Consider the following 11,786-nt stretch of genomic DNA (forward strand, 5'->3'; position numbering starts at 1 on the left):
GAAATATTTATGACAAGTAAAACTAATCAAGAAATCCGCAAAGATGTTTCTCGATTTTCAGGCTTGTGTCTCTTGTATACTTTAGCAATGTCAGCAGTAGTAACTGTTTATTCAATTGTGACCCTGCTAATTTTTATTTATCAATATGGAGGGGACAATTTACGAGCTGCAAAGGAAGCAGCATCACAATTTCTAGCAAATGATGGGGGAATGTATCTTTTTGCTGTACCGGTTGGCCTCTTGATTTTCTGGTTATATCGTAAGAAGCAACTTTTTAGCACTGATCTTAGACATAAAAAAAGAGCAATGACACCAAAAGCTTTTCTTATTCTGACTAGCTTGCTTTTACTTGCCCAGACTTTTTTTAACTTGTTTAGTCAATTCTTTGAATACTTTTTGAATATTTTTGGTCTCTCAATAATGTCTTCAGTTGAGGCTGCTTCCGCAGATTCTACAACCTGGACGATGTTTTTATACAGTGCTATTGTCGGTCCCATATCAGAAGAGTTGATTTTCCGGGTTGCAGGACTAAGGACTTTCGAAAAATATGGAAAAGTATTTGCCATCAGTTTCTCTTCCCTTTTATTTGGAATTTTCCACGGGAATTTACCTCAGATCATTTTCGCTACCTTTGTTGGTTTCATTTTCTCTTACGTCACTCTAGAATACTCAGTATTTTGGGCCATTGGACTTCACATCTTCAACAATCTTGTCCTTGGAGATGGTTTAGCATTGATTTATAGCTTCTTACCGGGAGTTTTAGTTGGACTTGTGCACGTTATCTTACTCTATGGTGGAAGTGGTCTAGCCCTTTATTTCCTTTACAGTCTTCGAAAAGAGATTTCAGTCTATATAGAAATAAATAAACCTGAGAGCGGAAGCTTTCGTTCAGCTTTTATGTCTGTCTGGTTTTGGCTCTTTACGATTTTCATGATTGGAAATGCAATATATATGCTATTTTTATAATAGTATGAGAAGGTCTTCTAGAAAAATCCAAGTCCTGACAATTTTATGGCCTGAGTTGTTGCATAGGAAAGAGTTGGAGTTTCATCGTAGATTCGAAGGAGTGAAAAATGAACGATAGAGTAGCTGAACTCCTAAAAGCAATTTTGATTGCTTTTGCGGTTCTTCTAACAATTTCACTTTTGATACTTTTTTCAACTTTTAATCCCTTAACTTTTAATCTTTTTAAGGCATCCCCTAGCGATATAAGGGAAGGAAATACAAAAATCGAAAAAATTTTTACTTCTCTAGATTTGAAGCCGGAAAAAGTCGAATCTGATGGAAGCTATCATTATGAAGGTGGAGGACTTACATTTACTGTTCATTTTTCAGAAGAAATGATTCAGCGTCACCCTGTACTAAAAGAAAGTCCCAAACGAACAAACAACCGAATTGAGGTATATGTTGTACAGCTAGAGGATATTTCTTATGCTGAGGTCGGGGAAAATTTATTAAATACTGATTTATATCAGTTTTTAGAAGAAAAAAGTTTGGACTACTTTAAAGAGATTGGGAAAGATCAGTCTATAAATTACTCAATTCTACAATGGAACAATCAGGAAAGACTAAAAAAAGGGATTGAATATTACGAGAAGGCTTTGACCTTGGTTGATATCCAGGATAATTCAGCCATAAGGCACATCGATACGATCACTGTAAAACCCGGTAAAGAATCTCAAATGAAACAATTGATTCGTGAAATGGATCAAGCAGGTTTATAAACTCAAACATCCGAAAAGAATGGCGAAATTTCTCGTTAAAAAAATCAATCCTGTCAAGTTTTTTTCTTGACACCTCTCTAGAACTATGGTAAGATAATATCTGTCAGTAAATAGCTTTGTTATTTACTAAAATATAAAACAGAAAAGAGAAATTTAAAAATGGCAGTTAAAATCCGTTTGACTCGTATGGGTTCTAAAAAGAAACCTTACTACCGTATCAACGTAGCAGACTCACGTTCACCACGTGATGGTCGTTTCATCGAAACAGTTGGTACTTACAACCCACTTGTTGCTGAAAACCAAGTGACTTTGAAAGAAGACCGTGTACTTGCATGGTTGGAAAATGGTGCGCAACCATCTGATACAGTTCGCAACATCCTTTCAAAAGAAGGCGTATTGAAGAAATTCCACGATTCAAAATACTCTAAATAATAGAATTGTAGGTTGACTATGGACACGATTGAAAATCTAATTATTGCAATAGTGAAACCTTTGATTTCACAACCAGATGCCTTAACTATCCGAATCGAAGATACTCCAGAGTTTATGGAATATCATCTCGATCTTGATCAAACTGACGTTGGACGTGTTATCGGTCGTAAAGGTCGTACTATCTCTGCCATAAGAACGATTGTCTACTCTGTCCCAACCGAAGATAAAAAAGTTCGCATCGTCATTGATGAGAAATAAGAAGTAGCGGGACCATGTGTCCCGTTTTTTCTATTTCTCTTAGCGAACTGAGTGCCTAGCACGCAAGTGAGGTTAGAGAAATAGATGCAGTTCGAGCTCCGCGAGAACTACGCTCCTTATTATCATTAATGAACCAAGCTGTTAGGCGTAGTTGAATTTAGGGCCATTGATGCAGTTTGAGCTTCGCGAGAACTACGTTCCTTAATTTTCTTGCCGAAACAAGTTATTAGGCGCAGTTGAGTTTAGGACCATTGATACAGTTCGAGTTCTCCGAGAGCTGGGTACTCCATTTAAGAGAAGAACGAAATGCAGGGGCGAGTTTAGAAAAATTCGAAACTGGAGGACATATGAAGCCAGAAGATTATGCTTGGAACGCTCATGAGCGCAAGTGTTATGAGAATAGCCAAGTGATTTTACCGAGTCCATACAAGCTGAAAATCCTGGATGATGGTGAGGAGAGATTGGAATTGGAGCTTGTCTTGGAACAGCTTCCTCAGGGGCAACTGGCTCGATGGGCTATGAAAATGGCGTCAAGCTTTATAGCTCTGATAGATGCGGAAGATGAGTCTGAAAAGCAGAAGATTTTGACTCAGGTAAGAGCAATTTTTCAGGCTCGACTTGATGGTAGGGCATCTGCCTATGAACTAAGGCAGGCTGGTTTCTTGGCTAACAAACTGTCGCAGCAAGCCCAATCACAAATCGGTAAATATGCTGCGCGTGTCTTTGCCCAAGCAGTCGCAACAGGCCACATGCGGGGCCATGCTATTGTCGCAGCGGATTATGCCATCAAAGTCAGAAATTTGCAGAGTCCAGATGATTTGCAACTGGCTGCCAAGGAAAGAGAAGGGCAGATAGAGCTAGCCTCTGCTTTTATTAGATCAGGAAAGGAAACTTTATGAAGCATTTATTTTCACGCTTGTCACCAGCGCAAAAGATTATCTTGTCTTTTCTTCTGGTGATATTCTGTGGCTCCTTGCTACTCAGTCTGCCTTGGGTGCAGACGGCTAGTTCCCAAGCGGGCTATCTGGATCATCTTTTTACAACTGTCTCGATGGTCTGTGTGACAGGGCTTTTTACTCGATCGGTTGTGGATACATACAATGTCTGGGGGCAGCTCCTTTGCATGTTACTGATTCAGATTGGTGGCTTGGGCATCCTGACCTTTATCGGTTTTTTCACCATGGAAAGTCGGAAAAAGCTCAGCCTCAAGGATCGCCGTATTCTGCGGGATAGTTTTAGTTATGGTCACAATCGTACCTTAGGTCAATTTGTCCGTTCGATTTTTATCACGACTTTTAGTATCGAAGGACTGGGTGCGCTCCTTCTCATGATTCGCTTCATTCCCAAGTTTGGTCTGAGAAAAGGGATTTTTAATTCTATCTTTTTAGCCGTTTCTGCATTTTGTAATGCGGGCTTTGATAATTTTGGCAATGATAGCCTACTAGGCTTGCAGACAGATGTTTTGGTCAATATCACCTTGGCTCTCCTCATCATTACTGGAGGACTGGGCTTTATGGTCTGGTTTGACTTGGCGACTAAATTGGGAGGAAAACAGAAGGGGCTGCACTTTCATACTAAGGTAGTCTTGCTGCTGACTGCTGGTCTCCTCGTTTTTGGGACGGTCACGAGTCTCTGGACGGAGTACAATAATCCTGGAACGATTGGCAATCTTTCCTTTGGCGATAAGCTACTGGTCAGCTTTTTTCAGACAGTCAGTATGAGGACAGCTGGGTTTTCTTCCATAGATTATACGGCTGCTCGTCCAGTAACACTGTTTATCTATCTGCTTCAGATGTTTCTAGGAGGGGCTCCGGGTGGTACAGCGGGCGGTCTGAAAATTACGACCTTCTTAGTTCTTTTGCTTTTTGCCCGAAAGGAAATTCTGGGCTTGCCTCATACCAATATGGGGCGGAGAACGCTGTCTCCTCAGCTAGTGCAGAAGGCTTTTGGTGTGACAGTGATTTTTCAGCTGACATTTCTGCTCGGACTTTTAGCACTGGGGCTAGTGACCGATAGCAGTCATCGCTTTATTTACCTGATATTTGAGACTGTGTCGGCATTGGCTACAGTTGGTGTCACGGCAAATATCACTACCAGCCTCAATACAGCTGGTATGATTGTGATTATGTTGCTAATGTTTATTGGACGGGTGGGGCCGCTGACGCTTATGGTCAGTCTTAACCATTATCAACCGAAGAATGCTGCAACCTTGCATTACAGCAAGGCGGACATTATGATTGGATAGGAGAAAAGAAATGGCAAATCAAACAGTTGGAATCCTCGGCTTGGGGATTTTTGGACAGAGTATCATTGAGGCCTTGATTTCTCAAGATGTAGAAATCATTGCGATTGATAATCACGAAGAGACAATCAATCAGTATGAAGAAATGATTGCCGTTGGTGTGATCGGGGACATTACTGATATGGAGCTTTTAGAGGCGGCAGACGTTGGGGCGTGTGATACGGTCGTCGTAGCGACGGGAGAAAGTCTGGAATCCAGCGTCCTAGCGGTCATGCACTGCAAAGCATTGGGTGTGAAAAATGTCATTGCTAAGGTCAAGGATGAAGTAACTCAGCAGGTGTTGGAAAAGGTGGGAGCTGATCTGGTTATTCTGCCTGAAGTGGAGGCTGGTATTTCATTGGCCAAGACCATTCTCTTTAATCATTCGATTGAGGTTTTCCAGCTGGATGATGATGTAGTGGTGGCTGAGTTTGAACTGCCTGCTAGCTGGGTCGGGAAAACGGTCCGTGAAGTAGATGCTCGCAGGCTTTATCATCTTAATATTATCGGCTACCGTCTGAAAAAACATCAGCCTTTGGAAAGCCAGTTTACTCCAGACTTTGTTTGGCAAGAAGGTGTCAGCATTATGGCTGTGACTGATAACCAGCATTTGGATAATTTACGTGAAATAGTGAAGTAGCAGCTAGAATAAGTCCTCTTCGCTGGGAGTCCAACCGATTCTAACTAGGCATTCGGCACCTTTCTATTATATGAAGAAAAAATCGATACATAGGAGCTCTTTCAGGGCTCTTTTTTGAAACCAGTTGTAAAATTTGTTATACTACCACAAGAAAAGGAGTGATTTTATGAGCTTAACCAGCCAGATCATTACAGCAGATTTTCCAGATTTGGATAAGGTAGAAGCCTTGAATAATGAAGCTTTTCCAGAAGAGGAAAGGATACCGCTCAGTGAATTTTTACGATATGAGGAACAGGAAGATGCTAATTTTTTCGCCTTTTATCATGAAAAGGAATTTGTTGGTTTTGCCTTTGCCATCTCCAACGCACAAGCCTTTTATGTTAGTTTCTTTGCGATTATGCCCCACCTGCGCAGCCATGGCTATGGCGGTGAAATCATCGAAAAGCTGGTCAATTTCTATCAGCGAACCATGATTTTAGAAATCGAGCGCTTAGATGAGCCGTGTGATAATATTGAACAGCGTCAAGCTCGCTGGGATTTCTATCACAGCAAGGGTTTCCGCTCGTCGAATGCATTTCTAGAATATGACGATCTTAGTTTTGAAATTCTTTATCGAGGGGATTCTTTTGACGAAGAAGCCTACCGAGACATTTTCCACCGACTTCAGGAGGAGAATTATTTCGACTTTGAAATCAAACATAGACGTTTCAGCGATTATTAAAAGGAAGTTCTCAGGAGCTCAATTGAGATTTGGATCAATAAAAGATTGCTTTGTTTTTACTATTAGGTATTTTACCTTGTAAATAAGATGCCCACTTCTCATCATAGCAAACCCTCCTTCTTATATTTTTTCCATTACCTTAGCATAGATTTTTAGGAAAAACAAGATTTACAGTAATATGATACATTTTTAGGAATAGAAAATGACCGAGATAGAAACTCGGCCAATGAGTAAGCATTGTTTTAGGAATTTATCACCCTAGGATTTGTGCGACCGCATCTCGAATCTCCTGAACGGTTGCGGATTTGCTATGGTCACTGGTATCAAACTCAATGTATTGGCCATCAGCATCAACAGTTCCACCGACAGGCCCTTCGGATCCATCGACTGATGTTCCAATGGCTGGTGGCAAACTCTTATCCGCATCATCAGTATCAATAACTATGATGCGAGTATTGGACTCGAGATCATCTATCATTGGAAGAGACGATGCGGAGGTCATGTTCTGACTAGCATAGTATTCTAGAAAAGCCTTGATGGTTGGATTGTCAATTTGAGCAATTTTTTCATCAAGGGCTGAGAGATTTCTAGTTTCCCTCGTTTCATTTTCCATTGCTTGGCCTTTTTTGACCTGTGTCAAAGCAGTCAGACTGGTGGCTGTTGCGGCTAGAATAGCAGTAGAGAGCAGGAGTTTACTTAACTTTTTCCCCATAGTCGTCACCAACTTCTTTCTAGTTTTGCGTAAACACACTCGGGTGTTTATAGTGTTAAAGCTCTATATGTATAATTATACGTTAAGTAGCAACTTTAATCAAATAAATATAGGCAAGGGAATTCTCATTTATCTCCCTTGTACATTCCCCTATATCATGATAAAATACTAGGCAGAGTATAATATGTTGGAGTCAATATGAATTATTTTAATGTTGGAAAAATTGTCAATACCCAAGGTTTGCAAGGTGAGATGCGGGTTTTGTCAGTGACCGATTTTGCAGAAGAACGTTTTAAAAAAGGAAATACACTGGCTCTTTTCGATAAAAAGGATCAGTTTGTTATGAATGTGGAGATTGCCAGCCATCGCAAGGTCAAAAACTTTGATATTATCAAGTTTAAGGGCATGTATCATATCAATGACATTGAGAAATACCGTGATTTCAGTCTGAAAGTAGCTGAAGAGGATTTGACGGACTTAGAAGATGGTGAATTTTACTATCACGAAATCATCGGACTTGAAGTTTATGAAAATGATGTTCTTCTTGGTACGATTAAGGAAATTCTGCAGCCAGGAGCTAATGATGTCTGGGTTGTCAAACGTAAAGGCAAGCGAGATTTACTTTTGCCCTACATTCCGCCAGTGGTGCTGGGAATCAACATCGAGCAAGGTCGAGTTGACGTAGAGATACCGGAAGGATTGGACGATGAAAATTGATATTTTGACCCTCTTTCCGGAGATGTTTGCTCCCTTGGAGCACTCTATCGTAGGAAAAGCGCGAGAAAAAGGACTATTAGAAATCAATTACCACAATTTCCGAGAAAATGCAGAGAAGTCTCGTCATGTGGACGATGAGCCTTACGGTGGTGGTCAAGGGATGTTGCTACGGGCCCAGCCTATTTTTGATGCCTATGATGCCATTGAAAAGAAGCAACCGCGAGTGATTTTGTTGGATCCTGCTGGTCGGACTTTTGACCAAGCCTATGCTGAGGAGCTGGCTAAGGAAGAGGAACTCATCTTCATTTGTGGCCATTACGAAGGCTATGATGAGCGGATTAAGACTTTAGTGACTGACGAGATTTCACTTGGTGATTATGTCCTTACTGGTGGAGAATTAGCGGCTATGACCATGATTGACGCTACTGTTCGCCTGATTCCAGAGGTTATCGGCAAGGAAGCCAGTCATACAGATGACAGTTTTTCGTCTGGGCTCTTGGAGTATCCTCAGTACACTCGGCCCTATGAATATCGGGGTATGGTCGTTCCGGAAGTCCTCATGAGCGGCCATCATGAAAACATCCGCAAGTGGCGTCTCTATGAAAGTCTGAAAAAGACTTATCTAAGACGGCCTGATCTCTTGGAAGATTATGATTTCACAGAAGAAGAAACAGCATTTTTGGATCAAATAAAAGAATCTTTAGAAAGAGAAAATCTTTAAGAATAGTTTAAGATGCCTATTCTATACTATACCCATCAAATAAAAACTCCTAATTTTATTTGATAGTATCCTAATCTTTTTCATAATAATCTCCCCAAAAGTCACCATCGGTGGCTTTTTTGTTGTCATAAGGTTTCTTAGAAAAGACAAATATCTTTAAAATTATGAAAAAAATACTTGACAGGATAGACCAAAAAGCGTAATATGTTAACTGGTTAATAAACCAGTTAAGAAAAAAGCTGTTTTTAAGACATGTTTTAGTGTTTTAGAAATAGCTATTCATTTGACTAATTATTGAACTGGTTAAGGAGTTTTATGAAAATTAAAAGAATACTTCGTTTAATAGCTCTTGTGATAGTAGGGATCTCACTTGTAGCTTGCACAAAAAAGGAATCGAGTCCACCTCAGAGTCATAAGGGGCTCAAAATTGTGACAAGTTTTTATCCTATCTATTCTATGGTGAAGGAAGTTTCGGGTGACTTGAATGATGTCCGAATGATCCAATCAAGTTCTGGGATTCATGAATTCGAACCATCTGCCAGTGATGTGGCAGCTATTTATGACGCTGATATTTTTGTTTACCACTCAAGAACGTTAGAATCTTGGGCGGGTAGTCTAGACCCGAGCTTAGAAAAGTCTAAGGTTCAAGTGGTTGAAGCTAGTGAAGGTATGCAGTTAGAAAAGGTAGCTGGCCTAGAAGATGTTTCTGCTGATAAGGGAATTGATGAAAAGACTCTTTATGATCCTCATACTTGGTTAGATCCTGACAAAGTAGCTGAAGAGGCACAATTAATTGCTCGACACTTATCTAAGTTAGACAGTAAGAATGCTACAAAATATGAGAAAAATGCCTTGAAGTTTGCTGAAAAGGCTAAAGAACTTAGTAAGAAGTATCAAGGAGTTTTTTAATGGAATTAAGAATAAGACTTTTGTTACGCAACACACAGCCTTTTCTTATCTGGCCAAGCGTTTTGGTTTGAAGCAGCTTGGGATTTCTGGTATTTCTCCTGACCAAGAGCCCAGTCCAAGACAATTAACTGAAATTCAGGATTTTATTAAGACTTATCAAGTAAAGACCATTTTTGTAGAAAGCAATGCTTCTTCTAAATTGGCAGAAACTCTAAAGAAGGCGACAGGTGTCAATCTTAAGGTATTAAATCCTTTGGAAGCCGACCCTGAAAATGATAAGTCCTATCTGGAGAATTTGGAAGATAACTTTAAAATATTAGCTAAAGAATTAAAAAATTGAGGTTTAGAATGAAAAAGAAATATATCATTGGTTCAGTTGCGGCCTTAGCGACTCTAACAATATGTGGATATGCTATTATGCAACATCAATCAGAACAGACAGAATCAAAAAATAAGGTCGCTTATGTAGAGAAAAAAGCAAATAGTAAACAAAATAGCAAAGCTAGAAAGGCTGAAAACCTAAAACCTGACCAGGTTAGTGCTAAAGAAGGTATTGCAGCAGAGCAGATTGTCGTTAAAATCACTGCAGAGGGCTATGTTACTTCTCACGGTGATCACTATCATTACTATAACGGGAAAGTCCCATTTGATGCGATTCTTAGTGAAGAATTGATTATGCGTGATCCCAATTATCAGCTGCAAGAAGCTGATATTGTCAATCAGGTAAAAGACGGTTATATTATTAAAGTAGCTGGGAAGTATTATTTATACTTGACGAATGCTAAAGAAACAACTAATGTTCGGTCAGTCGATGAAATTGCTCGACAACGTCAGCTTCATCCTGGTAAGGAAGACGAAGCTGGAGTCGAAACGGATGGTAAATCAAGTCAAAATCAATCCAGAAAGACGCAGGACTTTAGTCGCCCAAGTGCTTCGTTTGCTGCTGGGAAAAGAAGTACTTCACCTGTGAATACTGCATCACAGAATAGAGGGGGAGCTTATACGACGGACGATGGTTATGTTTTTAGTCCTTCTGACATTATTTCGGACACGGGTGATGGCTATTTGGTTCCTCATGCTGGTCACATTCATTATATTCCAAAGGGAGACTTATCAGCTGGTGAATTAGCTGCTGCTCAAGCTTATTGGAACTATTTGCAAGGCAGAAATCAACAGGCTTCTTCGACTGATAAACCATCTGGAGAAGAAAATTCGAATCTTGCAAACAATCCTTCTCAAGACCAGAACACTGGCCATATAGCAAATTCTAATCATCAAGCAAATCACGATCCAGCTCCTGTTCCAAGTCAGCCTTCCAAGCCAAATCAAACTGGAGGAGTAGGATTAGTCACTAAACCGAGCGATCAAGGAACTGAGGTTAGCAAAAACTATCAGGACGAATTGCAGAAGCTTTACAGCATGCCTAAAGAAAAACGTTATGCTGAAAAAGATGGCCTGATTTTTGATCCTGCAAAAATTGCCCATAGGACAGCTGAGGGAGTGGCTATTCCTCACGGGAACCATTATCACTTTATTCCATATAGTAGCTTGTCATCTCTAGAAGAAGAGATTGCAAGAAATATTCCAATAGCTGGTCAAAAGACTTACCCTAAGACAGCAGTAAATACACCTACTCAGCCTTCTAAGCCTAGTGAACCAACAAAACCAGTTGAAAAAGATGACCACGGTTTCCACGCTGAAAATGTCATCTCAAAAGATGAGGAAGGATACGTTGTTCAACATGGTGGTCATGCTCACTACTTCTTTAAAAAGGATTTGACAGCAGACCAAATTGCAGCGGCTGAAGCACAGTTGATGAAGCAACAACATTCAGCGCAAGCAAGTCAAGAGAAATCTGATTATGATCGTTTTTCTCGTGATGCGAGCGATGAAGAAAAGATGGCCTATATCTCTAAAACATATGGAGTTCCTCGTGAAGCCATTAAGATTTCCAAAGGTTTCTTCGTCTTTAATAATCCAGATCAGGCTTATGATCCAACCCATATCCATCCATATGCTGTTAGAAAAGAACATGTCCGTATTCCTTTAGAAACTGGAAATCCTGAGTTAGACTTCTTAAACGAACTCTACACAACGGCTCTTCGTTCAGGTTTGTCACCATACAGCATTCAAGTCGAAAACGGTCAGTTTGTCATTCCTCATGGAGATCACAATCATTACATCCGAGTTCAATCTAAAGGGGTTAACTTAGGCTTGAAGAATAAATTGCCTATTTTACAATCAGCATATCAGGACGGAGCTTATAGTGAAAAGGCAGTTTTAGAGAAAGTAGACTCACTGCTAGCTGCTAGTCGAACAATCTACGAAAATGATTTGTTGATGCAACGTCGAATTGAGCTTGCTTTAGGAAATTTTGTAGAAACCATGAAGCAGTTACCGAGCAACTCAACGGCTGGTTATTTAGCAAGTTTAGAGCAGTTTGATAAGCATTATATCCATGTGGATAAAAATGCCCAGACTGAGCAACTGACAGAAGTAGATAAGAAGTATCAGGAATTAGTTGATAAGATCAAACGCTTGGAAACAGATAGCTACAATGTTAATAAAGCTTCCTTACTAAGTGACTTGCAAATGGCAAAGGTTGAAAAAAATGAAGATAAGATGAAAGAAATTGATCAGCTTCTGACCAGTCTTCAAGATTATCAAGACC

At 40.0% G+C, this 11,786-nt stretch carries 11 protein-coding genes and 2 pseudogenes; 12 read left to right on the forward strand and 1 reads right to left on the reverse strand.

Features of this window, described 5'->3' with window-relative positions:
* Window positions 1-9 precede the first annotated feature (9 nt).
* The 8 genes from HMPREF0847_RS01850 (at window position 10) to HMPREF0847_RS01885 (ending at window position 6,056) form a co-directional block, all read left to right on the forward strand.
* Window positions 10-966, forward strand: a complete 957-nt coding sequence (locus HMPREF0847_RS01850) for a CPBP family intramembrane glutamic endopeptidase (protein ID WP_008809262.1) — start codon at window positions 10-12, stop codon at window positions 964-966.
* A 107-nt stretch (window positions 967-1,073) separates the two neighbouring features.
* Complete coding sequence (locus tag HMPREF0847_RS01855; RefSeq protein WP_008809261.1) at window positions 1,074-1,724, forward strand: hypothetical protein; 651 nt, start codon at window positions 1,074-1,076, stop codon at window positions 1,722-1,724.
* 159 nt (window positions 1,725-1,883) lie between these two features.
* Complete coding sequence (rpsP, locus tag HMPREF0847_RS01860) at window positions 1,884-2,156, forward strand: 30S ribosomal protein S16 (RefSeq protein ID WP_008809260.1); 273 nt, start codon at window positions 1,884-1,886, stop codon at window positions 2,154-2,156.
* Between the two features lie 18 nt (window positions 2,157-2,174).
* Complete coding sequence (locus HMPREF0847_RS01865) at window positions 2,175-2,414, forward strand: KH domain-containing protein (RefSeq protein ID WP_008809259.1); 240 nt, start codon at window positions 2,175-2,177, stop codon at window positions 2,412-2,414.
* Between the two features lie 347 nt (window positions 2,415-2,761).
* A complete protein-coding gene (locus HMPREF0847_RS01870; RefSeq protein WP_008809258.1) occupies window positions 2,762-3,313 on the forward strand; it encodes a putative immunity protein in 552 nt (183 codons plus the stop codon).
* Window positions 3,310-4,659, forward strand: a complete 1,350-nt coding sequence (locus tag HMPREF0847_RS01875; protein WP_008809257.1) for a TrkH family potassium uptake protein — start codon at window positions 3,310-3,312, stop codon at window positions 4,657-4,659. Before HMPREF0847_RS01870 ends, HMPREF0847_RS01875 begins: the two co-directional genes overlap by 4 nt.
* Before the next feature lie 10 nt (window positions 4,660-4,669).
* On the forward strand, window positions 4,670-5,335 hold the full coding sequence (locus HMPREF0847_RS01880; RefSeq protein ID WP_008809256.1) for a potassium channel family protein: 666 nt from the start codon (window positions 4,670-4,672) through the stop codon (window positions 5,333-5,335).
* 166 nt (window positions 5,336-5,501) lie between these two features.
* On the forward strand, window positions 5,502-6,056 hold the full coding sequence (locus HMPREF0847_RS01885; protein ID WP_008809255.1) for a GNAT family N-acetyltransferase: 555 nt from the start codon (window positions 5,502-5,504) through the stop codon (window positions 6,054-6,056).
* A 253-nt stretch (window positions 6,057-6,309) separates the two neighbouring features.
* Here HMPREF0847_RS01885 and HMPREF0847_RS01890 read toward each other — a convergent pair whose 3' ends face one another.
* The gene (locus tag HMPREF0847_RS01890) at window positions 6,310-6,768 is read right to left on the reverse strand and encodes a hypothetical protein (protein ID WP_008809254.1); all 459 of its coding nucleotides are present in this window, start codon (window positions 6,766-6,768) and stop codon (window positions 6,310-6,312) included.
* A gap of 198 nt (window positions 6,769-6,966) precedes the next feature.
* Between HMPREF0847_RS01890 and rimM the strand changes: the two genes are divergently transcribed.
* The 4 genes and pseudogenes from rimM to HMPREF0847_RS11560 form a co-directional block, all read left to right on the forward strand.
* The gene (gene rimM, locus HMPREF0847_RS01895) at window positions 6,967-7,485 is read left to right on the forward strand and encodes a ribosome maturation factor RimM (RefSeq protein ID WP_008809253.1); all 519 of its coding nucleotides are present in this window, start codon (window positions 6,967-6,969) and stop codon (window positions 7,483-7,485) included.
* Window positions 7,475-8,206 (forward strand): tRNA (guanosine(37)-N1)-methyltransferase TrmD, encoded by a 732-nt coding sequence (trmD, locus tag HMPREF0847_RS01900; RefSeq protein WP_008809252.1) that lies wholly within the window; start codon window positions 7,475-7,477, stop codon window positions 8,204-8,206. The genes rimM and trmD overlap by 11 nt, the downstream gene beginning before the upstream one ends.
* A 315-nt stretch (window positions 8,207-8,521) precedes the next feature.
* Window positions 8,522-9,455: pseudogene (locus HMPREF0847_RS01905) on the forward strand (metal ABC transporter solute-binding protein, Zn/Mn family).
* A gap of 8 nt (window positions 9,456-9,463) precedes the next feature.
* Window positions 9,464-11,593: pseudogene (locus HMPREF0847_RS11560) on the forward strand (pneumococcal-type histidine triad protein); the annotation flags it as partial.
* Window positions 11,594-11,786: the final 193 nt, after the last annotated feature.

The sequence above is a fragment of the Streptococcus sp. 2_1_36FAA genome, from assembly GCF_000161955.2.
Taxonomy (GTDB): Bacteria; Bacillota; Bacilli; order Lactobacillales; family Streptococcaceae; genus Streptococcus; species Streptococcus gordonii.